Raw genomic sequence first — 24150 nt, forward strand, 5'->3', positions numbered from 1 at the left:
TTATGAAAAAACCACTTATCGCTGTAGCCGTTACTTTACTGGTCGCCGGCTGTTCAACGTTGAAAACCGATCAGGCAATACCCTTGTTGCAGGCGGAAACGGCTAAAATGCTGGGCCTGGGCTCATCGGATGAAATAACTGTGACCAATGTCAATGGCGCTCAGCCCGATGCCCTGGGCGGGCAAAAACTTTCTTACCGCGCCACCACCGAGAAAGGCCGTATTTTCGACTGCTCATCGCTGATGATGCCGGGTATTTTAGGTTCGGCGCCATCATTGAGCGCACCGAGCTGTACTCCTGTCGTCACGCATAAATAATTCGCCTCAGGCGCGAGCCGGAGTTGGCAATCAGGACTGATCCGCAGTCCCCATAATTTTGGCATCGGGGCATTGGCGCTGGGGGGCAATAAGCCGGCGTCTCGATGACAATCCCTCTGTGCTCGCCCTCTGTGTTCGTGAATAACGCACCACGCATCCTCTAATGCATTGAGTTTTTCATATAAATAATAACTTTGATGGCATCAAGATAATTGGGCCGGAGAGAGAACATGAAAGATCAAACATCGCACCACTTAGCGGTAAAAAAACCGCTTTCCAAAGTTTACCTCGCACTTTTTTCCGCGCCATTGATATTGATTGGGCCCGCCGATATGGCGCGCGCCGATGATGCTATTTTTGATGGCGACTCCCGCATTACGGAACCTTTGAGTTACGCAGGCAATGTTTATGTCGGCCGTAATCAAGGTGGGAACCTGTTGATCGATAATGGTGAAGTCAATGCCTATAACATCAATATCGGCACCCGCGCCAATGGTCAAATTTATGAAAGTTCGGTTACGGTCAAAGGGCCGAATGCGGTATTGAACGCCATCAATGACCCATCCGTCATGCACGGCAATATTAATCTGGGGCTGGGCGCATTGCGGGTGGAAGAAGGGGCGCTGGCCAGCGCGAAAGAGATCGTCGTCGGCTCCAACCGCGGCTACGACAGCCATCTTGTCGCGACGGGCGCCGGTTCCAGAGTCATCAGCAATTTTCTCAGCGTCGGCACCGATCTGGGGGCCCGATCCACTCTGTCGATTGAAGACGGCGCGGTGCTGAACACCACGTTCGATGCGCGCATCGGCAACGGTTCCGGGCCCGGCGAGACCGATAAGCTAAGCCCGAAAGCCACGGTTACGGGGGCGAATTCGCAGTGGCATGTCGGCCGTGCGCTCACGCTCTACGGCGATCTGGACGTGCTGAACGGCGGCGCGGTCAACGTCGGTAGCATCGAGGTGGCGGGCGTCTCCGGCGCGCGTAAAACCGCCGAACTCTACATCGCCGGCGACGGATCGCGCTTTACCAGCGGGAGCCATGTCAACGTGGGGGATTACGGCAACGGCGTGCTGTCGGTCGTTGACGGCGGCGAGTTTTCCGCCGGTGCAAACGAACTGCGGTTGGGCGATACCGGCTCCGGCTCGAACAGAGGCGCGCTGATCATCGGCAGCCGCGGCAATATGGATACCGGCACCGGATTGACAGAACCCACGCTAGGCGCGGCGGGTGGTGCGGGCACTGTCGATGCTCAGACGGCGATCAACCTGCGGGGCGGCTTGTTCGGCAGCTATGTTTACTTTAACCATACTTCCGACAACTACGACTTCCGCAACAAGATGATGGGGGAAGGCGAGGTGATCAATACCGCCGGGCGCACGACCCTGAGCGGCGATCTGACCCAGCTCCAGGCGAATGTGACCGCGCGGGGCGGCAAAATCATCATCGCCGGCGATATCAATACGCAACCAGAAGACAGTCCTTTCGATGTGCAGACGCTGAGCGCCGAGAACGGCGGTACCTTGATCCTCAACGGCACGGCCGGTTCTGACGTCAGCAATGGCCTGGGTTACAGCAGCGCCGCGTCGATCAAATCCGGCGGTACCTTGGGCGGTAACGGCACCCTGGGCCAGACCGAGATCCAGTCCGGCGGGCATATTTCCCCCGGCGACGGCAATATCGGCACGCTTACGCTGAAACGCTATCTGAATTTCCTCGGTGAATCTTTCTACGACGTCGATATCGCCGGCGACGGTAGCAGCGACAAACTGGTCGTCGCGGGTAAAACCACCATCAGCGAGCAGGCCAAAGTGCAGGTTACCGCGCTGGATCCGCAAACCAGTTATAAGACAGGACAAAGCTATCGCATTTTAACCTCGGAGGGCGGGATTGACGGCCGCTTCGCCGAGGCTATCTCAAAATCTGCCTTTTTGGACGTGGCGCTCAACCAGAGTACGAATGCCGTGGATCTGACGATTGCGCAAAAAGGCGGTAACCCAGGCGAGGGCGGTAACCCAGGTGAAGGCGGTAACCCAGGTGAAGGCGGTAACCCAGGTGAAGGCGGTAACCCAGGTGAAGGCGGTAACCCAGGTGAAGGCGGTAACCCAGGTGAAGGCGGCAACCCAGGCGAGGGCGGCAACCCAGGTGAGGGCGGCAATCCAGGTGAGGGCGGCAACAAGCCCGGTATTTTCCAAACGGTGGCGCAAACCGGCAACCAGTGGAATACCGCCGGCGCCCTGTCGACGTTGGCGCAGAGCGGCCCTTCACTGGCCTTATACAACTCCTTGCTGTTGTTGAACGCGCCGGAAGCCCGCGACGCATTCAATCAACTGTCAGGTGAAGTTTATCCCTCCATTCAGTCAAACCTGATCGCCGGCAGCACCCAATTGTTCAATGTCCTGAATCAGCGCATGCTGCGCGCGTTTGATAATGATGCGCTGCCCGTTCCACCGCTGGCGATGACGCTGGTTCAGCCGGCCAATGCCGAAAATAACGGCGTATGGGGGCAAACCTTCGGCTCCTGGACAAGAAACAGCGGTAACGACAACGTGGGGAAACTGGACGGTAACACCAGCGGTTTCCTGATCGGTGCCGATCGCAAGCTCACTGACCACAGTATCCGCGTTGGGGGATATTTCGGGTATAGCCGCGGCGATTACGATATTGCTAGCCGCCGCTCCAAGTCCGACAGCGACAATTACCACCTGGGTCTGTATGCCGCAGGGCAGCAGGATGCCTTCTCCTTGCGCGGTGCGCTGGGTTACACCTGGCATCGGCTTGAGAATGAGCGCAACGTTGATTTCGGCAATTTCTCCGATCGGCTCAAGGCGGATTACGACGCCGACTCGCTGCTGGCGTTCACCGAAGCGGGCTACCGTTTCGGTCAGCCGGACGCGAACGTCGAACCCTTTATCAATCTGAGCTACATCCGCCTGCACACCGATAACTTCCAGGAAAAGGGCGGCGCCGCCGCACTTAGCGTCCGCAATGAAACGATGAATACGTTCTATTCGACATTGGGCGTGCGCGGTATCAAAGAGTTGCCGAAAAACGTCAGCCTTTACGGCTCACTGGGTTGGCAGCATGCCTACGGCGATAAAAATACCTCATCGCGCATGGCATTTGCCGGCAGTGACGCTTTCGTCACCCAGGGGCAGGCGGTTGATGACAATCTGATGGTGGCTGATGTCGGGGTGAGCGTGAAGCTGTCGCGATCCACCACGCTGGCCGTCGGTTATCAGGGGCAATACGGTTCCGATACTCAGGTTAATGCGGTCAATGCCAACATCAAATGGTCATTCTGATTTGCTGAGGAATTAGGTTCCTGTGGTATCGAGATGTCGCCGGGCAACGGGGTGTTACCTGGCGATATCTCAGCTTCGGCGCTCTTGTGCCGCAGGGTAAGGCTCTTCGGACGAAGAGTGTTCTATCAGCTTAAATAATTCGAGCCGTTCATCCTCGGTAAAATCCCGCCACTCGCCCAGCGCCAGCCCGGTAAGATCGACATTCATGATGCGTACGCGCTCGAGTTTGGTGACTTCATAGCCGAAATATTTGCACATGCGGCGAATCTGGCGATTAAGCCCCTGAACCAGCGTGATGCGAAACACCTGCGAGGTTTCTTTCTCCACCTGGCATGGATGGGTCACTTTACCCAATATCGGCACACCCGCTCCCATACCCTGAATAAACGCATCGGTCAGCGGTTTGTTTACGGTGACCAGGTACTCTTTTTCGTGATTATTGCCGGCGCGGAGGATCTTGTTGACCAGTTCACCCTGATTGGTCAGAAAAATCAGCCCCTGTGAGGCCTTATCCAGGCGGCCGATAGGGAAGGTGCGTTGGCTGTGGTTAACGAAATCGCCGAGGTTATCCCGCTCGTGCTTGCCCATGCTGGTGAGGACGCCAACCGGCTTATTGAGCGCGATAAGCACCAGATCATCCGCGTTACGTGGCGCGATTTGCTGACCATTGACCTTCACCCTGTCCCCTGAAAATACCTGTGCGCCCACGGCGGCCAGCCTGTCGTTGATAAAAACGTTGCCCAGTTTGATGTGACGATCGGCATGGCGACGGGAACAGATGCCGCTGTCGCTAATGTATTTGTTAAGGCGAATGGATGATTGAGTCAGCATGGTTTCCCCGTAAAACGCGGACTATACCTTACGCAGGGGGCGTTGCAAGGCCGGGGCACGTTCACGTCGTTTTAAGCTCGGTCACGCCAAGCAAGGTTATTCTCCTTGCCACGTACCTGAGCACGGCTTCACGTTGTTCTGCCGGAAACCATAAAGTGTCATATTTGAACTGTTTTGTTTCTTTAGTGGCTCTGCCGATTCAAAGGTTATCTCTATTAGCCATAAAGTGTCATATCTGACACTTTTGGTCTTTTATGCATGCCGATACTCTGATTTCAGGCGTACAAGGTTCAACGATGACCTTCCTCGGTAGGTTTGCCCGACAGCGGGGCCATTGCGACGCTGATGCTCATTCCACCTTCACCACTCTGGTATTCAGCGGCGTAAGAGTTTGCCCGCCGTGGCCGGTTGGCGTCATGCGCGGGATAGGTTGACCGCCGTCGTTTTCCACCAGATGCGAGTGCGCCTCGCCCTGCGCAAACAGATGATCTTCCCCCCACTGGCGCAGGCCGACGATCACCGGGAACAGGGCGCGGCCCTTGTCGGTGAGAATATATTCCTGATAGGCGCTGCCGTCCGAAGCGGGCGCTATGTCCAAAATGCCGTGCGCCACCAGCGTGCGCAGGCGGGTGGAGAGAATGTTCTTCGCCATTCCCAACCCTTTTTGAAACTCGCTGAAGCGGCGTATGCCGTCAAAGGCGTCGCGCACGATCAGCAACGACCACCAATCGCCGATCACATCCAGCGTACGTGCTACCGGACACTGCGCATCTTCCAGACTTTTGCGTTTCATGGCTCAGTTTCCTTCATGATATCTGGTTGCATTATAAAACCTCCACGCGTAAAGTTCATTGGGTTTAATAATGAAACCACTTTAAGGGTGAACGATGAGTGACAAAACGCTGGATCCGATCTGTCCGCCGCAAAGCCCTGCGCTCAGCCGGCTACCCGTTTCGCTGGTGCTGCTGCTGGCCGGGGCCAGCGCTTTCAGCGTGGCTAACGTGTATTACGCCCAGCCGCTGTTGGATGCGATCGCTCATGATTTCAACATCAGCCTGGCGTCGGTGGGGATGGTGATCACCGCTACCCAGCTTGGCTGTGCGCTGGCTCTGTTGCTGGTGGTGCCGTTGGGGGATCTGATTAATCGCCACCGGCTGTTGGCGATACAGCAACTGTTGTTGATGGCCGCGCTGTGCATGGTGGGTTGGGCGCACAGCAGTGTGCTATTGCTGGCGGGCATGCTGCTGGTGGGGCTGCTCGGCACCGCCATGACTCAGGGATTGGTCGCCTTTGCCGCCACGCTGGCGGCACCGCATGAACGCGGGCGGGTGGTGGGCGCAGCGCAAGGCGGGGTGGTGCTGGGCCTGTTGTTGGCGCGAACCTTGTCCGGCTCACTGGCAGATATTGGCGGCTGGCGGGCGGTCTATTTTTTCTCGGCTGCGGTGACGTTGATCCTGTTGCCGGTGTTGTCGCGCCTGTTGCCAACGCCGCGCACGCCGCTGTCGACGCTCAGTTATCCGGCCTTGCTGCACTCGATGCTGGCTTTATTGCTGCGCGATCGCACGCTGCAAATTCGCGGCATGCTGGCGCTGCTGATGTTTGGCGCGTTCAGTATCTTCTGGAGCGCGCTGGTGCTGCCGCTCAGCCAGGCGCCGTTCAATTTTTCACATTCGGTGATTGGCGCCTTCGGTTTGGTCGGGGCGGTGGGTGCGCTGGCGGCGGTGCGCGCCGGGCATCTGGCGGATCGCGGATTGGGGCAAGTGGCGAGCGGTGTCTGCCTGCTGTTGTTGGTGCTGGCCTGGCTGCCGCTCGGCATGCTGGGCTACGGCCTGGCGTGGCTGGTGGTCGGCATTGTGTTGCTCGATCTGGCCGGGCAGGCGATTCACGTGCTGAACCAGAGCATGATTTTTAGCGCACACCCGCAGGCCCACAGCCGGTTGGTGGGCTGTTATATGCTGTTTTACGCGGTGGGCAGTGGGTTGGGTGCCTTTGCCAGCACCCATGTCTACGCCGTGGCGGGTTGGCCCGGCGTGTGTTGGTTGGGGGCGGGCGTCAGCCTGGTCGCCTTGCTGTTCTGGTGGCTGACGCTGCGTGGCATGCCGGCCTCAGGCGCGGCGGTAGAGCAATGACAGCCGGAAACCCAGCGCGTCGCACAGCAACTGCGGTGAGGTAAAACCGCTTTCCGTCAGCAGCAATCGGGCGCGCTGCGCCGTTAGCGGATGCCAGTTGCTGCGGGTGCGTTCAATCACCTCACGTGCGCCGTCGAGGGAATGCCCGGCGCTTTGCAGCCAATGCTGATAGTGGCTGACCGGCAGGCCATCCGGCTGATAGTCGAACAGCAGCAGCGGCGCACCTGGCGACAACCGTGCGGCCAACTGTTGCAGGAAGGCCTGCTTGGCGCCGTCATCGGCAATAAAGTGCAGCACCAGCGAACAAACGGCGGCGTCGTGCAGCCCTTGCGGCGCCTGAGACAGCAGTTGCTGGTGGAAGGTGACTCGCGGTTCACAGCCTGCCATTTCCGCCTTGCTTCGTGCAGCCGCCAGCATGCCGGCGGAAGGTTCCACGGCGCTGAAAAGCCATTGCGGGCCGATATCCGCCAACGCAATCAGTTCGCTGCCGGTGCCGCAACCGGCCAGCAGCAGCCGCGCCTGCGGCGGTAACGTCTGCGCCAGGGTGGCGGTCAGCAGCGACTGGGCGAACTGATAGCCGGGTACCAGCGTCAGAATACGGCGATCGTAGTCCGCCGCCGCGGCGTCCGGGAAACGGGTATCCGTTTGATGTTGCATGTCCATTCCTTGAATAGCCTGTAAGAGATAAACCGGAGGATAGTCTTTAACGCAAATGAAATCCATTCGCATTATTGCATTGACGTTTGGCAGCGCTGAAAGGCTCTCGGCTCACAGCGGCTAACCCGGTTGTCCCTCTCTTAACCCACTCATTTCGCCATTCTTACCTTTAGGGTTTGTCTGGCGCCTCACACAAACCTAACCGCATGCATTAGCCAAACCGATTTAGCAATATAGCGACACGGCCACTCATCAGCCGCAGCGTGCCAAATTTTGCCGCGCTCATCGTGCTCCTGCCGCCGTCGTTCCCGGCATGGGGGAGCCTACTTGCTAAGAGGAAATCATTATGACAAACGTAAATTACAAACCGACCATTTGGACCCGCGCAGAGGCGCTGAAAGTCAACGAAAAGGATCCGACCACCACGCAACCTTTGGTGAGCGCCGATTTTCCGGTAATGAGTGACAGCGTGTTCATTTGGGACACCATGCCGCTGCGCACCCTGGATGGCACCGTGGTCTCCGTCAACGGCTGGTCAGTGATTTTGACGCTGACCGCCGATCGCCATCCGCATGACCCCCAGTATATTGATGGCAATGGCAATTACGACATCAAGCGTGACTGGGAAGATCGCCACGGCCGTGCACGCATGTGTTACTGGTATTCCCGTACCGGCAAAGACTGGATCTTCGGCGGCCGGGTGATGGCGGAAGGGGTTTCACCGACGACGCGTGAATGGGCCGGTACCCCGATCTTGTTGAATAACGAAGGCGACATCGACCTGTATTACACCTGCGTGACACCGGGTGCCACCATTGCCAAAGTGCGCGGCCGCATTGTGACGTCGGATGACGGCGTGCAACTGCAGGACTTCAACGAGGTGAAATCGCTGTTCGAGGCCGATGGGGTGTATTACCAGACCGAAGCGCAGAATGCCTACTGGAACTTCCGTGACCCAAGCCCGTTTATCGATCCGCAGGATGGCAAGCTGTATATGGTGTTCGAAGGCAACGTAGCCGGCGATCGCGGTTCGCATGTGGTTGGTCCGGATGAGTTGGGGCTGGTGCCGCCGGGCCATGAAGAGGTGGGCGGCGCACGTTTCCAGGTGGGCTGTATCGGCCTGGCGGTGGCGAAGGATCACAGCGGTGAAGAGTGGGAGATTTTGCCGCCGCTGGTCACGGCGGTGGGCGTCAACGATCAGACCGAACGCCCGCACTACGTGTTCCAGGACGGCAAGTATTACCTGTTCACCATCAGCCATAAGTTCACCTATGCCGAAGGGCTGACCGGGCCGGATGGGGTATACGGTTTTGTCAGCGATAGCCTGACCGGGCCTTACACGCCGATGAACGCCTCAGGCCTGGTACTGGGTAACCCGCCGGAACAGCCTTTCCAGACGTATTCGCACTGCGTGATGCCGAATGGTTTGGTGACGTCGTTTATCGACAGCGTGCCGACCGTCGGCGAAGATTACCGTATCGGCGGGACTGAGGCGCCAACGGTACGCATTGTGCTGGAAGGCGACCGTTCCTTTGTACGCGAGGTCTATGATTACGGTTATATCCCTGCGATGCAGGATATCGTTTTGCAAGGGTAACCCGCGGCTTGTAGCCTGAGCCGCTCCAGAGGCCTGACGATGTCAGGCCTTTTCAGGTTTGGTTCACAGCAGACAAGACTATTTTTTAGGCGAATGCAGCAGGTAGTATTCTTCGCCGCCGTCGTTGCCGGTGGTGATCTTTTGCCAGCCATGCTTATGGTAAAACGCCAGCGCCTTCTCGTTTTTCACCAGGCATTTCAGCGAGCCGGTCGCGGTAAAGGTTCGCTCCGCCGCTTGCAGCAGGGCCGTGCCGACGCCGCGTGGCGGCAAGTGAGGATCGACATACAGGTTGTGAATAAAGTTATCCTGGCGATAGATCGACACGAACCCCAGCAGTTTTCCCTGATCTTCCGCCACCCAGATATCCTCGCCCAGCGTCGAGCGGTCGAAATCCTCCAGCCGGTAATCTTCGGTATCGCGCCACGTGAACGCCGCCTTGCGCGCAGCCAGATAAAGGGTGCGCAAGAACGGGCGATCGGCTTCTCGGTAGGGTCTTGTTTGCATGGCAGCTCCTTTTTGTTTTTTGACACTATAGCGCGATTGACCTCACCGGCAGCAACCCCAATAATGGCCTCCTTGACTCGGGGTGCCCCAAGGGGCTGAGATTTTACCCGTATTACCTGATCTGGATTATGCCAGCGTAGGGAAGTCTCGGTGCCCCAACCGGTACCCGCCTTCTTGAACGCCGGTTGGGAGGAATATGTTCGCTCGACCTGATGCTTTACCCGGCGCCCGCGCCGCGGCCTGTCTGACCCAATTCAAACAACAGCCCCCGCTGATTCACTGCCTGACCAACGAAGTGGTGCAGGAGCTGACGGCTAACGTATTGCTGGCGCTTGGCGCTTCCCCGGCGATGGTGGTGGAACCGACCGAAGCGGCGCAGTTCAGCCAGATGGCGAGTGCCCTGTTAATCAACATCGGTACTCTCAATGCCTCGCGCGCCGAATCCATGCTGGTGGCGGTAGAAGCCGCCAATTTGGCGGGAACGCCCTGGACGCTGGATCCGGTGGCGGTAGGCGGGTTGGCGTACCGCACCGCCTTTGCCCGTCGTTTGCTGGGCGAGAAGCCGGCGGCGATCCGGGGCAACGCGTCTGAAATTATGGCGCTGAGCGGCCGGCAGAGCGCCGGGCGCGGCGTAGACAGCACCGACGACTCGCTGGCGGCTTTGCCGGCGGCACGGGAACTGGCGCAGCTCAGCGGCGCGGTGGTGGCGGTAACCGGCGTGGTGGATTACATCACCGATGGCCGGCGCGACTGGGCGGTCGCCGGTGGCGATGCGCTGATGACGCGGGTGGTGGGCACAGGTTGCGCGCTGTCGGCGGTGGTGGCGGCATTTTGCAGCCTGTCGGGCGATCGGCTGGACAACGTCGCGACCGCTTGCCGGGTGATGTCGCTTTGCGGCGAGCGGGCCACGCACCGGGCTACGGGGCCGGGCAGCTTTACCCCGGCGTTCCTCGACGCCCTGTATCAACTGCGTGCGGAGGAGCTGCAATGAAACGGATTAACGCTTTGACCATCGCCGGCACCGATCCGAGCGGCGGCGCCGGCATCCAGGCCGATCTGAAAGCCTTTTCTGCACTGGGGGCTTACGGCACTTCCGTGATCACCGCGCTGGTGGCGCAAAATACTCGTGGCGTACAGTCGGTATATAACATCGATCCGGCGTTTGTCGCCGCCCAGTTGGATTCGGTATTCAGCGACGTGCGCATCGACAGCGCCAAGATCGGCATGCTGGCCAACGCCGATATCGTGCAGGCGGTGGCCGAACGCCTGCGGCATTACCGGCCGCCGTTCGTGGTGCTGGACACGGTGATGCTGGCGAAAAGCGGCGATCCCCTGCTGGCGCCGGAGGCGGTAGAGTCTATCCGCCGCGAACTGCTGCCGCAGGTGTCGATCATCACGCCGAACCTGCCGGAGGCGGCGGCCCTGCTGGCGTGCGCCCCGGCGGAAAATGAGCAACAGATGCGCGAACAGGGCCGGGCGTTGCTGGCCATGGGGTGCCAGGCGGTGCTGATGAAGGGCGGCCACCTCAGCGAAAACGAAAGCCCGGACTGGTTGTTCAGCGCGGGGCAGGAACTGCGCTTCACTGCACCGCGCGTGGCGACTCGTCATACGCACGGCACCGGCTGCACGCTTTCCGCTGCGCTGGCTGCGTTGCGCCCGCGTCATGAAGACTGGGCCGGCACGGTCGCCGCCGCCAAGGACTATCTGCAAAAGGCATTGCAGCAGGCAGATACCCTGGAAGTGGGGCACGGTATCGGGCCGGTACATCATTTTCACGCGTGGTGGTGATTCAACTTTTTGTCGTTGTTGTGGTCAGACTGGATCCATGCCCGGCGCTCGCCGGGTACGAGCGGATTTAACCAAGGGAGAAGGCCATGACAGGACAAAACGCACTTCGCTGCGCCATCTTCGGCGCGTTACTCAGCCTCAGTGCGGGCAGCGTTGCCCAGCAGATTGTTACCACCTCGGACGTGATCCAGCAGCCGGGCTATCAAACCAGCTGGCAGAACATGGTGAAGGGGCAGGCTCGCCTGCCGGGCTGGGCGCGCAAGGGGATGGGCACTTCCACTCCGGCGCAAAGCCTGAGCTGGAAGGGGCAGAACTACCTGGTGGGCAATCTGTGCAAGCCGCACGACTGCGCCAACAACTTTTTGATCGTGGCGTTTAAAGAAGACAAATCCCAGGCCTGGGGCGTGCGCGTCGAGGTGGCAGATAAGCCGGAAGCGGTTGATCATCCGAAGCAGTACGCCAAATACCAATGGCTGGGCAAGCCGGACGAAAACATGAAGGCGCTGCTGAAAAAACAGTTCGAGAGCAATCCCGACTGGAAATAAAACGACCTGGGGCGCAACTGCCTGCGCCCCGAGGTAACGCACTCAGCCAATGCCGGCCTGATGCAGATCGTGCAGGTTGATCGCGCCCACCAGCACGCCATCCAGATTGACCACCGGCGCGGCGCTGATGTGCTGTTCGTGCAATGCCTCCAGCGCTTCTCCGGCGCGCCACTGTTCCGGCAAGCGGTAGCCGGGGCGGGTAATGGCCGGGCCCAACGCATCCTGCAGGCTATTGCCTTTCACCAGCCAGCGGCGCAGGTCGCCGTCGGTAAACACCCCCACCACTTTTTGCTGCGCATCGCACACCGGTACCAATCCCAGCCCGGTGCGGCTCAGTTCGAGCATCGCTTCCATCACATTGGCGTTTTCACTGACCTGCGGCAGGCGATCGCCGGTGCGCATCAGGTGGTGTACCCGATTCAACAGGCGTGCGCCCAGGCTGCCGCCCGGATGGGAACGGGCAAAGTCTTCGGCGTTGAACCCGCGTTGGCGCATCAATGCCATCGCCAGTGCGTCGCCCATCATCAGCGTATTGACCGCGCTGGAGGTGGGCGCCAGCCCCATCGGGCAGGCCTCACGTTCGACGCTGATGTCCAGCACGCAGGCGGCGGCCAGCGCCAGCGGCGACTCTTTGCCGCCGGTAATGGCGATCACCGGGATGTTATTTTCCGCCAACAGCGGCAAGATCAAATCCAGCTCCTTGGCGCGGCCGGAATAGGAGATAAACACCACCACGTCGTCGGCGCCGATCATGCCGAGATCGCCGTGCAGCGCCTCCGCAGGGTGGACGAAGAACGACGGAGTGCCGGTGCTGGCCAGCGAGGCGGCAATTTTTTTGCCGATATGGCCGGATTTGCCGATGCCGGAAATCACCGCCTTGCCCCGGCAGTTCAACAGCAGTTCGCAGGCGCAGACGAAATTGTCGTCCAGGCGCGCCAGCAGGCGCTGCGCTTCGGTCAGCTCAATTTCCAGCGTTTCGCGGGCAAAGGCCAGCAGGGCAGTAGCGTTACTCATCGGAATCTCCTACCAGAATGATATTGATGCCTTTCGCTTGCAGCGCGGCGAGGTAATCCGGATTGATGTTTTTATCGGTGATCAGCGTATCCACGGCGCTCAGGTCGCACACCACGTTTGGGCTTTTGCGGCCGAATTTCGACGAATCCACCAGCAGGATAATGCGGCTGGCAGCCTCGCACATCGCCTTGCTGACGTTGTGCACCTCGTTAAAGGTGGTGACGCCGGCGTTGAGATCGACCCCGTCCGCGCCAATAAACAGTTTGTCGAAGCTGAACTTCTGGAACGCCGACTCCGCCAGGCTGCCGTGGAACGAGGCCGATTTTTTGCGGTAGGTGCCGCCGGGCATCAGGATGGTTTGGTCGTTGTCCAGCTCCACCAGCGCGTTGACGATATGCAGGCTGTTGGTCATCACCGTGATGTTATTGAACTGCGCCAGATGCGGCACCATTTGCAGCACCGTGCTGCCGGCGTCGAAAATCAGCGAGTCGCCGTCGTTAATCAGCTTGATGGCGGCGTAAGCGATTTGGCGTTTCTTTTCGCTGTTGATATGGGTTTTACGGTCGATCGGCTGGTCGCCGTCGTCGCGGCTGAGCACCACGCCGCCGTAGGTGCGTATCACCTCGCCTTCGTCTTCCAGCAGGGTGAGATCCTTGCGGATGGTGGTGCCGGTGGTGGAGAAATGTTCGGCCAGGGCGTCCACTGCCGTTTTGCCATGCCGCTGCAGATATTCAAGGATAGCGGCCTGCCGCTGCTTTGGTTTCATCGCGATTCCCGTTCACAAGAGGTGGGCATTTCCCTTCAGCGAACAATTCAATATGAAAGGTAATGTCTTTTAATGTGAAAATATCATGATTTAGGGGCAATCGCTAACGATAGTGCAGCCCGACATGCGCGATCCTCGGGGAAGATCACATCCGGGTGCAAATCCTGTTGATGCAGGCCGTGCAAATGGGTGAGCGGCTGCGGACGGGCGAAGATGGTCAGGCCGCGCATCAGCAGGCTGCCGCACACTCGCCGCTCGGCATCGAAAGCCAGCGCCAGCACGACCCGGGGTTGAAAACGGCCGCCGGAGCGCCCGACGCCGACGCGGCCTTGCCGGCACAGGCGATCGAAGGCGCGGTTGAAATGGCGGATTTGCCACCCGCCGAGGCCGATTTGCAGCAGCCAGGCCAGTACGGCGAAGATAATCAATGCTTGAGTCATAATGCCTCCTTAATCCCCCTCCACCGGAGGGGGAGGCGATCACATCAGAACATCACCTGACCGCCGGTGATGTTAATCGACTGGCCGGTGCAGTAAGACGCCTTGTCGCTGGCATAAAACAGCAGGGTGTTCAGCACGTCCTGATAGTCGCAGCCGCGTTTCAACGGCACCTTGTCGGTGTAATATTTTTCGACCTGATCCGGCTCGATCCCCAGCTTTTGCGCGTATTGCGGCAGCAGCGACTGGAACATCGGCGACTTCAGCAGGTTGCCGAGCATCAGTGAATGCACGGTAATGCCGTATTCCGCCAGATCGAGCGCCAACGACTGGGTCAGCCCCACGCCGCCGAACTTGGCCGCGCTGTAACCGGAGTTGTGCTTGCTGCCTACCTTGCCGGATTTAGAGTTGATCTGGATGATACGCCCGGCGACGCCGTCGCGGATCATCAGGCGGGAAAACTCGCGGGCGCACAGAAAATAACCGACAAGATTGACCTGCAGCGAGCGGTCAAAATCCCCCAGCAGGAAGTCGGTGATCGGCGCCGCCTTGGCGATACCGGCGCTGTAAACCAGCAGATTGGCCTGGCCGAACGCCTGGTCAACCGCCGCCGCCAGCGCCATGACGCTCTGCTCGTCGGTGGCGTCGGCCTGGAAAGCCTGGGCGCGGCCCGCACCGAACTCATGGTTAATCTGTTGCGCCACCTGCCGGGCATTGTCCGCGTTCAAATCGGCCACCGCGACCCGGTAACCCGCCTGCGCCAGGCCGTGGGATAAAAACGCGCCCAAGGTTTGGCCGCCGCCAATCACTACCGCTACTTCAGACATGGTCTACTCCTTATGCAATAAATTTCAGCGTGCTGCCTAACGGGATATCAGCCGGCGTGGCACCGGAAACGTGGATCGAACCCGGAAACTCGGCCTGGGTTATGCCGTCGAAGCGCACGGTGACATGGCCCAGTTCACGCAGGTTTTGCGTCGCGACGCTGCCGACGGCGGTGATCGGATAGCGCTGCTCCGCCAGCTCCATCCAGCCGCCGACCTGCAGTTCGCCGGCGGTGTCGCCGTGCCGATGGATAAAGCAAAACTCTTCAATGTCCGCCGGCGCGCCTTCGCGGAAGGTAATCAGCATGTCATCGTGCAATGCCTCACGGGCGCTGCCGCCAATCTGCGTAATGGTGGTGTGGAAAATGGTATGCATGATCTTTTCCCTGCAAAACACTGTCATTGATAGATGAAGGCCGACGCGGCCCAGGCGATCAGTACCGTTGGCGCACCGGTCAGGAAACGCCCGACCAGTACCGACGGCACGCCGACCCGCACGGTGTCCTGTTTGGCTTCCGCCAGCGACAGGCCGACCGGAATAAAGTCGCAGGCCGCCTGCGCGTTAATCGCAAACAGCGCGGGCAGCGCCAGCTGCGGCGGAATATGGCCGAGACCGATTTGCACCCCGACCAGCACGCCAATCACCTGGGCGATCACCGCGCCGGGCCCGAGGAAGGGCGACAGCAGCGGGAAGGAACAGATCAGCGCCAGTGTCACCAGGCCGATAGGGCTGCTGGCCAGCGGCGTCAGGCCGTGGGCGATAAAATCACCCAGACCCGAGGCCATGATGATGCCGATCAACGCCGAGACGAACGCCATAAACGGCAGGATGGTTTTCAGCACCGTGTCGATGGTGTCGCGCCCGGCCTGGAAGAACACCGCCACCACCGAACCCATGCCCATACCGACCTTGGCCAGCAGGCCGTCGCTCTGTTCGGTGATTTTTTTACTGGTGTCGTAATCACGCCCTTTTGGCTGTGGGGCGGGGGCCTTTTGCGCCGTATCGGCTGCCGACGCCACCAGGTTGATGTTGTGGTCGCGTACGCCGGAGACGTAAATGTCCTCGAGGATAAACTGCGCCAGCGGGCCGGACTGGCCGGTGGCGTGGATATTGACCGTCGGGATGCGGCGCTTCGGATACAATCCGCAGCGCAGGGTACCGCCGCAGTCGATCACCATCACGCCAATCTCTTCCGCCGGCGGTTCGCCCTCTTTAAAGCCGTCGACTGCCGGCCAGCCGGTCAGCTCGCTGAGCCGATCGACGATCGCCGGACGTGTACCGGCGGTGATGTACACCACTTTTTTGCCGGGTTCGACAGCAATCTCCAACGGGCCGCCCCAGCCGCCGGCACCTTTCTCAATACGGATATAAGCACTCATGCTGCACTCCACGGATTAAAGTTGCACCTGGCGATCCAGGCGGATGCCCATCTTGCGTTCGAACAGACTGGTGGTGAGGTCGGTTACCCAGCCACGGAAGAAGTTGGTGAACAACCCGACCAGGAAATAGCTCACCGCCAGCGGCCCAAGCGGCAGGCCGAGAGTCGTCAGCCCGCTGGCGATACCGAGGTAAACGAACAGCTCGCCAGGGTTGATGTGCGGAAACAGACCGTTCATCGAGTGGCAGCTGTAGGACGCCGCCGCATAGTAGCTGGGCTTGTATTTCTCCGGCATAAAGCGCCCGAGACTGAGAGTCATCGGGTTACAGAAAACAAAGGTACCGATCAGCGGCAGCAGCAGATAGCGCGATACCGGGTTGCCCGCGCAGCGCTGCGCCAATCGTTCGATACGTTCCTGGCCTACAAATTTTATCAGCGCATTCATGATAACCAACAGGCTGATTAACAAAGGTAAAATGCCGGTCACCATGCCGACGAACACTTCACCACCTTTCTGAAACAGGCCGATAAACCACTCGGCGCCGTGGGTGATTAGCTCAATCATTATTGCTCTCCTGTGATGGACGATATGGCCTGGAGCGAAAAGCGGCTCTGTCGCCATGGGCCTTACACTAATCACTTTATGGATTCATTTGTTTTATATAGATCACATTTCGAAAGATAAATATTTTATTATGAAAGTTAAAAATGAAAGAAAAGTGAGGATGAAGCGAAAGGATTGACGAAAGACGGGCACAAAAAAGCCCGGCGTACCGGGCTGTGAGGGCTGGAGAAGGGATCAGGCGATGGTGACGTTCTTGTCCAGATAGGTGTCCTGCACCGCGTTGATCAGCGCCACGCCTTCTTTCATCGATTTCTTGAACGCCTTGCGTCCCAGGATCAGGCCCATGCCGCCCGCACGCTTGTTGATGACGGCAGTGCGCACCGATTCCTGCAGGTCGTTTTCACCGGCGGCGCCGCCGGAGTTGATCAAGCCCGCGCGGCCCATATAGCAGTTGGCCAACTGGTAACGCACCAGATCTATCGGGTGATCGGTGGTCAGCTTGTTGTAGACGCGGTCATCGGTATAGCCGAATTTTACTGCGCGGTAGCCGCCGTTGTTTTCCGCCATTTTTTGCTTGACGATATCGGCGCCGATGGTGGCGGCAATATGGTTGGCCTGGCCGGTAAGATCGGCGCTGGAATGATAATCCACGCCGTCTTTGGTGAACGCCGGGTTACGCAGATAGGCCCAGAGTACGGTGACCATGCCCAACTCGTGCGCGCGTTCGAAGGCGGCGGAGATCTCCTCGATCTGGCGGCGAGATTGCTCGGAGCCGAAGTAAATGGTTGCGCCGACCGCGACCGCTCCCATATTGAAAGCCTGCTCGACGCTGGCATACAGCGTCTGGTCGTATTGGGTCGGGTAGCTCAGGGTCTCGTTATGGTTCAGTTTGACCAGGAACGGAATTTTGTGGGCGTAGCGGCGTGAGACCGACGCCAGCACCCCGTAGGTGGAGGCGACGCAGTTACAGCCGGCTTCGATTGCCAGTTCCACGATGTTCTTCGGATCAAAATACAAGGGATTGGCGGCGAAAGAAGCGCCCGCCGAGTGTTCAATGCCCTGATCGACCGGCAGAATCGACAGATAACCGGTGCCGGCCAGGCGGCCGTGGTTGAGCAGGGTTTGCATGGAGCGAAGGACGGTGTTGGGGCGGTTGTTATCGAGCATTATCCGGTCGACAAAGTCGGCGCCCGGCAGGTACAGATTTTCAGCAGGGATGGTGGTACAGCGGTGTTGCAACAGGTCTTCCGCTTCCTTTCCTAACAACTGCGCGATATCAGTCATGATTAACTCCCGATTTAGCTCCCTCATACACCGGCAATGCCATCCCCGTCGTCTTTCAAGCCCTGGCTGCAACTTGAAAGCCATAGGGGATATTGGGTCACCGGCATAGCAGACAGCGGTGATTAAAGCTGAAAAAACGAGACTACTGAATTTCCTTTGGCAAGGAGAAACAATAGATGCGATTGAGAGGAAATTCCATTTGCAGGGGAAAATACGCGAGGGCGATCGCCCCCGGCGCGGTAACGGGCTGATTACTCGATATCAAACCACTCGGTGTTTTGCAGGGCGATCGGCGTAATAGAGTAGATCATCTCCTGCAAGTGCTCATGAATGGCGCGTTCGGCGGCGTCCGCATCTTGAGCCTTCAGCGCGGCAAAGATCCGATAATGTTGCTGGATCAAGCTTTCCGGCGGCGACACCTCGCTCAGGCTGAGAAAACGCACCCGGTCCATGGTGGCCTTGATGGTTTCGATGGTCTCCCAGGCCAGCGGGCAGTCGGCGAACTGGGTCAGCAGCTGGTGGAACTCATCGTCCAGCGTCAAAAACTCGCGCGTCTGTTGGTTTTGCGCCGCCAATTCCTGGCGATGCAAATTGTGCTCCAGCGTCATCAGCTGTTCCGGCGTGATCCGCTGCGCCACGCGGCGGACGATCGCGCATTCCACCGCCTGACGGATAAAGCGCCCGTCGGCCACCCGCTTGGCGGAAATCTTCATCACGAAAGTGCCGCGCTGCGGCAGTATCTGCACTAAACCGGCTTCCGCCAGCTTGATAAAGGCCTCGCGCACCGGCTGGCGCGAAACGCTAAAGCGGGTGGAAATTTCTTTCTCGGAAAGCAGCGTGCCGGGCGGAATGGTGCAGTCGACAATGTCTTTACGCAGGAAACGGTAAATTTGCTGGTTGACCGGAAGGGTGTTGGTGAGGCTGTAGGATTCGGACATGGCGACAATCAGTGACCCGACTTGCTGTGAATGCCACCATACTAGCAGATTATCTTGGGGCTGCGGGCGGATAAATCCCGCCGCAGCCTGATGAATTTCAATCGATCTATCAACTAACCGCTAATCCGGCGACGGCGGCTTTTGCTCCCTTATCCAACAGCGCCAAATAGGCCTGGGTTACTGCGCTGACGAAGCGTGGGCTGTCCGGCAGGTCATGGCCAAATACCCGTTCCAACTGGAGCAACGCAAGCACGCGCGGTGGGCCTTCCTCGCTGCCCGCCACCAAATCGGCAATGCGTTCGCGCAACGGATCGCTGATTTCTATCGGCCGGCCCTGTTCATCCAGGCCGCCGACGTAACGCATCCAACCGGCCACGGCCAATGCCAAGGCGTCAAAACGGCTGCCGTGCGCCAGATGGTGGCGAATGGGATCCAGCAGGCGTTGCGGCAATTTTTGCGTGCCGTCCATGGCGATCTGCCCGGTGCGGTGTTTCAACGCGCTGTTGCGGTAGCGCTGCAACAGCGAGTCGGCGTAATGCGCCAAATCGACACCGCTTACCTGCAGCGTCGGCGCCTGTTCCGCCAACATCAAATGGCGAGCGGCGCGGACAAAATCCTCATCTTGCATGCAGTCGCTGACGTGCGAATAACCGGCCAGATAACCGAGATAGGCAAGGAACGAGTGGCTGCCGTTCAGCATCCGCAGCTTCATTTCCTCATACGGCAGCACGTCGCTGACCAGCTCGGCACCCGCGCGCTCCCACTCAGGCCGCCCCTGCGGGAAGTCGTCTTCGATCACCCATTGGCGGAATGGCTCACTGGCCACGCCGACCGCATCGCTCACGCCGCCCAGCAATGCCTGCAACTGGCCTTGGGTTTCCGGCGTCACCGCCGGGACAATGCGGTCTACCATGGTGGAAGGAAAACGGACGTTTTGCCGCACCCAGTCGGCCAACCCGGCATCCTGCCGCTGCGCCAGTTGAGCGACGACGTTGCGGGTTACCTGGCCGTTGGCCGGCATGTTGTCGCAGGACATCACGCTAAACGCCGGCAGGCCGCGCTCCCGGCGCAATCGCAGCGCAGCCAGGATCAGCCCCGGCGCGGACCGCGGCCGCCGCGGGTTGGCAATGTCGTGTTGAATGTCCGGGTGATCGAGCATCAACTGGCCGTTGGCAGGTTGGTAGCAATAACCTTTCTCGCTGACGGTCAATGAAACTATGGCAATTTCTGGCTGCGCCATGGCGTCGAGCACCGCTGCCAACCCGTCGACCTGCAGGTGCAGCGCCTGCCTGATCACGCCGATCGTCCTGCCGCGCCAGCCGTTGCCGTCCATTTCGGCCACCGTGTACAACAAATCCTGCTGCTGCAGATCGGCGATTTTTTGCTGGCCGTTATGCATGCTGATCACGCAGTAACCCCAGTCGCCGGCGTGATCGTTGGCCAACTGCTCGGCATACACAGCCTGATGTGCGCGGAAAAAGGCGCCAAAGCCGAGGTGGACAATGCGGGGCTTTATGCGTTCACGGGCGTAACCTGGCTGGGCAATTGCCGCCGGCAGCGCGCTGTTGCTGGAAAGTATCATGCTGAAAATCTCTGAAAGAGCGGGGCGAGGTTGGCCGCCCCGCAGGGGTTAGTGTTTCGAGATCTGCGGTTGCGCGGCATTGCGCGGTGCCTTGATCACCAGCAACACCAGCACGGCGCCGAGCGCGGCCACGCCGCCGGCCAGGATAAAGGCGCTGTCGAACTTGCCGGTGTTCTGCACGATATAACCGGTCACTACCGGGCCAATGATCCCCGATACGCTGCCGATCATATGAACGAAGCCGCTGGCGCCGCCGACCCGGGATTTATGCACCACGTCCTGAATGATCGCCCAATAAATGGCCCCGGTGATATACAGGAAGAAGATGGAGACCGACATCAGTATCACCGCCGGCACCACGCTGCTGACGGTGCCCGCGAATGCTACGCAAATGGCCGCCGCCAACAGGCTGGTCACCAGGACGATCTTGCGTGACAGCAGCAGCTTGCCGGTGATATTGAAAATCTTGTCGGAGATATAGCCGCCGAGCGCCAATCCAACGAAGCCGACAATCCACGGGATCATGGTGGTGAGGCTCATTTCCTTGATGTTCAGGTTGTGCGCCTGCACCAGATACGCCGGGAACCAGCTCAGGAAGAAGAACAGGATGTAGTTGTAGCAGAAGAAGGCGAACGCGGTGACCAGGATGATCGGCTGCTTCAGGTAGTAGCCCAACCCATGCGCGGCGTCGCTCAGCTCTTCTTCTTCGCTGATTTTTTCCTCTTTCAGTCTGTTGATCAGTGCCCGCTCGTTTTCGCTGACGTGCTTGCTCTTGGCCGGGTTATCCGCCACCACGAAGAACCACACCAGCATCCAGACGATGCCGATCGCGCCGATGATCATGAACGCCATTCGCCAACCGAACGCCAACGCCAGATAGCCGACGATCGGCCCGGCTACCGCGCCGCCCAAAGGCGAACCGGCGCTGAGCAGACCCATGGCGGTGGCCGCCTGTTTCTTCGGGAACCAGCCATTGATCATTTTGTTGGCGGAAGAGCTGATCGGCCCTTCGGCCATGCCGAACAGAATGCGCAGGATCAGCATCGAATAGAAGCCGGTGGCGAACGCCGTCATGCCGCAGAAGATTGACCATAAGGCCACGGCGATGCCGAGCACCAGCGTCGGGCCGTACCTGTCGACCGCCAGCCCGCCGATGAAGTTGAAGATGGCGTAGCCGAAGAAGAAGCTGCCGAAGATAAGGCCGAACTGCTCGGCGTTCAGCATCAGATCTTTTTCGATCATCGGGACGGTAATCGACAGCGCGACGCGGTCGAGGTAGTTGATCATAAAGACCATGAACAGCAGGAATACTATGGTCCAACGCAGGTTTTTAAACATGAAAGCACTCCATATATTTCTAGTTTTGATGCTTTGTTGTCTGCAAGGGCGACTGGGCCGCCCTATGCCCCGGTGTTAAAAAACTAACTGAATTGCAGCAACACCTTGCAGCAGGTGCGCTGGTCTTTTTCGAACATCAGCATCGCCTGTTCCACTTCACCGGCGGCTACGCAATGGGTGATTAACCGCTGCGGGTCGATTTTTCCGCCGGCCATCCAGTCGATAACCTGCGGGAAACGGGCGCTGTTGAGGCGCGAGGAGAAAATCGACAGCTCCTTGCTGGTGATGCTTTGCTGGGTGACGGTGCAAGCATCGCCGGAGAAACCCATGATGCCAATGCGCGCCGCCGGTGATGCCAGATGAATGGCTTCCTGCAAAATGGCCGGGTGGCAGGCGGCGTCGACGATCAGCGTCGGGCGGATGCCGCGCTGTTCCAGTTCGGCCGGCAGCGAAGCCTCGGCGTTATTGAACGTCCAGTCGGCACCGTTTTCTTGCGCCATAACCAGCCGCTCAGCAATGCGGTCGGTGACAATCACCTGCTTCACGCCGTAGACCCCTTTCAGCGTCTGGATCACCGTCAGCCCCATCGGCCCGGCGCCGTAGATCAGCGCGATATCATCGGCCCTGGGCTGCAGATGGGCGGTGATATTGGCGGCAATGGTGAAAGGCTCGACCATCGCGGCGTGGCGATCGCTGATGCTTTCAGGAATGCGGTAAGCGTTGCGCGCCGGGGCGCAGGCATAATCGCTGAAGCCGCCGTCACGGTGCACGCCGATCACCTGCAGCTCGGTACAGACGTTGGGGCGCCCGATGGAACAAGGATAACAATGGCCGCAGCTCACTACCGGATCCACCGAAACGCGTTCGCCGATGCGTTGCGGGTCGACATCGCTGCCCACCTGGTCGATCACGCCGAAAAATTCATGGCCGATCACGCGCGGGTAGCGGGCGAATGGGTTATGCCCATGATAAATGTGCACATCGGAGCCGCAGATGCCGGCAAACTTCACCTTTACCCGCACTTCACCGGCCGCCGGCTGCGGCAGCGGGCGCTGCTGGATAACCAGCCGGCCAGGTTGTTCAATCACCACGCTTTGCATAGTGCGTTCTCCCGTTACCAGTTCCATAAGGTGCCGTCCTCCAGGCGCGCGACCGGCAGATAGGCCGGTTCGTACGGATAGCGTGCGGCCAGTTTTTCGTCGAACTCAATGCCCAACCCCGGTTTATTGCCCGGATGCATGTAGCCGTCGTTGAAGGTCCAGCTGTGCGGGAACACCTCGAGCATTTGTTCGGAGTACCCCATATATTCCTGTACGCCAAAGTTCGGTACCCACAGATCAAAGTGCAGCGCCGCCGCCATGCAAATAGGCGACAGATCGGAAGGGCCATGCGAACCGGTACGCACCTGATACAGCGAGGCAAAATCGGCGATGCGGCGCATGCCGGTGATACCGCCAGCGTGAGTGAGAGTGGTGCGGATATAGTCGATAAGTTGTTCTTCAATCAGCTGTTTGCAGTCCCAGATGCTGTTGAAGACTTCGCCGACGGCGATAGGCGTAACGGTATGCTGGCGGATCAGCCGGAAGCATTCCTGGTTCTCCGCCGGGGTCGGATCTTCCATCCAGAACAACCGGTACTGTTCAATGCTTTTGCCAAAACGCGCGGCTTCGATCGGCGTTAACCTGTGGTGCATGTCGTGCAGCAGATGTTCGTCAAAACCGAACCTGTTGCGCACTGCCTCGAACAGTTTGGGGGTGAAATCGAGGTATTTTTCCGTGGACCACAGCTGTTCTTCCGGCCAGTTGCCTTTGGTGGCCGGCTCATAGGCCTGCCCTTTGCCTTTGGCCATGCCATAGGTGGTTTTCATGCCCGGCACGCCGCACTGGGCACGGATGGCTTTAAAGCCCAGTTCTTTATGTTTGGCGTAGTCGTCGAGCACTTCGTCGATGGAATGGCCGGTGGTGTGGCAGTAAACCATTACGCCGGTGCGCGATGCGCCGCCCAGCAGCTGATACAGCGGCATATTGGCGGCCTTGCCCTTGATGTCCCACAGCGCCATATCGACGGCGGAGATGGCGGACATGGTGACCGGGCCGCGCCGCCAGTAGGCGCCTTTATAGAAGAATTGCCAGATGTCTTCGATCTGGTGGGCATCGCGGCCGATCAACTGCGGGCAGACATGATCTTTCAGGTAGGAGGCTACCGGCAGTTCGCGGCCGTTGAGGGTGGCGTCGCCGATGCCGGTAATGCCGTCGTCGGTGGTGATCTTCAGCGTGACAAAATTCCTGCCTGGGCAAGTGACAAACACCTCTGCGTTAACAATTTTCATAACGTCTACATCCTGTTCCCACGG

The 24150-nt window shown here is 59.2% G+C and carries 24 protein-coding genes and 1 riboswitch; of the genes, 7 read left to right on the top strand and 17 right to left on the bottom strand.

Annotated features, from left to right (window positions below; genetic code table 11):
* The first annotated feature begins 2 nt into the window (after window positions 1–2).
* Together V2S86_RS00905 and V2S86_RS00910 are read left to right on the top strand one after the other, a co-directional pair.
* Window positions 3–317 carry a hypothetical protein gene (locus V2S86_RS00905; RefSeq protein WP_006318086.1) on the top strand — a complete coding sequence of 105 codons (315 nt, stop codon included), beginning with the start codon at window positions 3–5 and terminating at the stop codon, window positions 315–317.
* Window positions 318–547: 230 nt separating this feature from the next.
* On the top strand, window positions 548–3619 hold the full coding sequence (locus tag V2S86_RS00910) for an autotransporter outer membrane beta-barrel domain-containing protein (protein WP_330760839.1): 3072 nt from the start codon (window positions 548–550) through the stop codon (window positions 3617–3619).
* Between the two features lie 69 nt (window positions 3620–3688).
* Here the strand turns inward: V2S86_RS00910 and rluF are convergent, their stop codons facing one another.
* Both rluF and V2S86_RS00920 read right to left on the bottom strand, forming a co-directional pair.
* Window positions 3689–4450, bottom strand: coding sequence for a 23S rRNA pseudouridine(2604) synthase RluF (rluF, locus tag V2S86_RS00915; RefSeq protein ID WP_330760840.1), 762 nt, complete (start codon window positions 4448–4450; stop codon window positions 3689–3691).
* Between the two features lie 349 nt (window positions 4451–4799).
* Window positions 4800–5243 (bottom strand): winged helix-turn-helix transcriptional regulator, encoded by a 444-nt coding sequence (locus V2S86_RS00920; RefSeq protein ID WP_330760841.1) that lies wholly within the window; start codon window positions 5241–5243, stop codon window positions 4800–4802.
* A gap of 94 nt (window positions 5244–5337) precedes the next feature.
* Here V2S86_RS00920 and V2S86_RS00925 point away from each other — a divergent pair, with 94 nt between their 5' ends.
* On the top strand, window positions 5338–6579 hold the full coding sequence (locus V2S86_RS00925) for an MFS transporter (RefSeq protein ID WP_330760842.1): 1242 nt from the start codon (window positions 5338–5340) through the stop codon (window positions 6577–6579).
* On the opposite strand, the gene V2S86_RS00930 is transcribed toward V2S86_RS00925, so the two are convergent.
* Window positions 6556–7236 (bottom strand): class I SAM-dependent methyltransferase, encoded by a 681-nt coding sequence (locus tag V2S86_RS00930; RefSeq protein ID WP_330760843.1) that lies wholly within the window; start codon window positions 7234–7236, stop codon window positions 6556–6558. The genes V2S86_RS00925 and V2S86_RS00930 overlap by 24 nt on opposite strands.
* Before the next feature lie 346 nt (window positions 7237–7582).
* Between V2S86_RS00930 and V2S86_RS00935 the strand changes: the two genes are divergently transcribed.
* The gene (locus V2S86_RS00935; RefSeq protein WP_330760844.1) at window positions 7583–8833 is read left to right on the top strand and encodes a glycoside hydrolase family 68 protein; all 1251 of its coding nucleotides are present in this window, start codon (window positions 7583–7585) and stop codon (window positions 8831–8833) included.
* A 78-nt stretch (window positions 8834–8911) separates the two neighbouring features.
* Here the strand turns inward: V2S86_RS00935 and V2S86_RS00940 are convergent, their stop codons facing one another.
* Entirely contained in the window at window positions 8912–9337 is a 426-nt protein-coding gene (locus tag V2S86_RS00940; protein ID WP_006327257.1) for a GNAT family N-acetyltransferase, read from the bottom strand.
* Between the two features lie 68 nt (window positions 9338–9405).
* A riboswitch (TPP riboswitch) is annotated at window positions 9406–9497 on the top strand.
* Window positions 9498–9533: 36 nt separating this feature from the next.
* Between V2S86_RS00940 and thiM the strand changes: the two genes are divergently transcribed.
* From thiM to V2S86_RS00955, 3 genes are all read left to right on the top strand, one after another.
* Window positions 9534–10328, top strand: coding sequence for a hydroxyethylthiazole kinase (thiM, locus tag V2S86_RS00945; protein ID WP_330760845.1), 795 nt, complete (start codon window positions 9534–9536; stop codon window positions 10326–10328).
* The gene (gene thiD, locus V2S86_RS00950) at window positions 10325–11125 is read left to right on the top strand and encodes a bifunctional hydroxymethylpyrimidine kinase/phosphomethylpyrimidine kinase (RefSeq protein ID WP_330760846.1); all 801 of its coding nucleotides are present in this window, start codon (window positions 10325–10327) and stop codon (window positions 11123–11125) included. The genes thiM and thiD overlap by 4 nt, the downstream gene beginning before the upstream one ends.
* A gap of 86 nt (window positions 11126–11211) precedes the next feature.
* The gene (locus V2S86_RS00955) at window positions 11212–11670 is read left to right on the top strand and encodes an inhibitor of vertebrate lysozyme family protein (protein ID WP_330760847.1); all 459 of its coding nucleotides are present in this window, start codon (window positions 11212–11214) and stop codon (window positions 11668–11670) included.
* A 42-nt stretch (window positions 11671–11712) separates the two neighbouring features.
* On the opposite strand, the gene gutQ is transcribed toward V2S86_RS00955, so the two are convergent.
* The 13 genes from gutQ to manD all read right to left on the bottom strand — a co-directional run bounded on the left by gutQ (window position 11713) and on the right by manD (window position 24126).
* Window positions 11713–12684, bottom strand: a complete 972-nt coding sequence (gutQ, locus tag V2S86_RS00960; protein WP_330760848.1) for an arabinose-5-phosphate isomerase GutQ — start codon at window positions 12682–12684, stop codon at window positions 11713–11715.
* A complete protein-coding gene (gene srlR / locus V2S86_RS00965) occupies window positions 12677–13450 on the bottom strand; it encodes a glucitol operon DNA-binding transcriptional repressor SrlR (RefSeq protein WP_004951988.1) in 774 nt (257 codons plus the stop codon). The genes gutQ and srlR overlap by 8 nt, the downstream gene beginning before the upstream one ends.
* A gap of 83 nt (window positions 13451–13533) precedes the next feature.
* The gene (gutM, locus tag V2S86_RS00970; RefSeq protein ID WP_330760849.1) at window positions 13534–13890 is read right to left on the bottom strand and encodes a transcriptional regulator GutM; all 357 of its coding nucleotides are present in this window, start codon (window positions 13888–13890) and stop codon (window positions 13534–13536) included.
* A 44-nt stretch (window positions 13891–13934) separates the two neighbouring features.
* On the bottom strand, window positions 13935–14714 hold the full coding sequence (gene srlD, locus V2S86_RS00975) for a sorbitol-6-phosphate dehydrogenase (protein WP_330760850.1): 780 nt from the start codon (window positions 14712–14714) through the stop codon (window positions 13935–13937).
* Between the two features lie 10 nt (window positions 14715–14724).
* Window positions 14725–15087: a PTS glucitol/sorbitol transporter subunit IIA gene (srlB, locus tag V2S86_RS00980; protein ID WP_330760851.1), complete on the bottom strand. Its 363-nt coding sequence runs from the start codon at window positions 15085–15087 to the stop codon at window positions 14725–14727.
* Between the two features lie 23 nt (window positions 15088–15110).
* A complete protein-coding gene (gene srlE, locus V2S86_RS00985; RefSeq protein ID WP_330760852.1) occupies window positions 15111–16091 on the bottom strand; it encodes a PTS glucitol/sorbitol transporter subunit IIB in 981 nt (326 codons plus the stop codon).
* Between the two features lie 15 nt (window positions 16092–16106).
* Window positions 16107–16655 carry a PTS glucitol/sorbitol transporter subunit IIC gene (srlA, locus tag V2S86_RS00990; RefSeq protein ID WP_004941528.1) on the bottom strand — a complete coding sequence of 183 codons (549 nt, stop codon included), beginning with the start codon at window positions 16653–16655 and terminating at the stop codon, window positions 16107–16109.
* 234 nt (window positions 16656–16889) lie between these two features.
* Window positions 16890–17939 carry a class I fructose-bisphosphate aldolase gene (gene fbaB, locus V2S86_RS00995; RefSeq protein ID WP_330760853.1) on the bottom strand — a complete coding sequence of 350 codons (1050 nt, stop codon included), beginning with the start codon at window positions 17937–17939 and terminating at the stop codon, window positions 16890–16892.
* 251 nt (window positions 17940–18190) lie between these two features.
* On the bottom strand, window positions 18191–18877 hold the full coding sequence (locus V2S86_RS01000) for a GntR family transcriptional regulator (RefSeq protein ID WP_006318231.1): 687 nt from the start codon (window positions 18875–18877) through the stop codon (window positions 18191–18193).
* A gap of 109 nt (window positions 18878–18986) precedes the next feature.
* On the bottom strand, window positions 18987–20459 hold the full coding sequence (locus tag V2S86_RS01005; RefSeq protein WP_330760854.1) for a mannitol dehydrogenase family protein: 1473 nt from the start codon (window positions 20457–20459) through the stop codon (window positions 18987–18989).
* Between the two features lie 48 nt (window positions 20460–20507).
* On the bottom strand, window positions 20508–21797 hold the full coding sequence (locus tag V2S86_RS01010; protein ID WP_330760855.1) for an MFS transporter: 1290 nt from the start codon (window positions 21795–21797) through the stop codon (window positions 20508–20510).
* An 83-nt stretch (window positions 21798–21880) separates the two neighbouring features.
* Window positions 21881–22897 carry a Zn-dependent oxidoreductase gene (locus V2S86_RS01015; RefSeq protein ID WP_330763129.1) on the bottom strand — a complete coding sequence of 339 codons (1017 nt, stop codon included), beginning with the start codon at window positions 22895–22897 and terminating at the stop codon, window positions 21881–21883.
* A 14-nt stretch (window positions 22898–22911) separates the two neighbouring features.
* The gene (gene manD / locus V2S86_RS01020; RefSeq protein WP_063197340.1) at window positions 22912–24126 is read right to left on the bottom strand and encodes a D-mannonate dehydratase ManD; all 1215 of its coding nucleotides are present in this window, start codon (window positions 24124–24126) and stop codon (window positions 22912–22914) included.
* Between the last annotated feature and the right edge of the window lie 24 nt (window positions 24127–24150).

Source organism: Serratia sp. C2(1) (assembly GCF_036352655.1).
GTDB lineage: Bacteria > Pseudomonadota > Gammaproteobacteria > Enterobacterales > Enterobacteriaceae > Serratia > Serratia inhibens.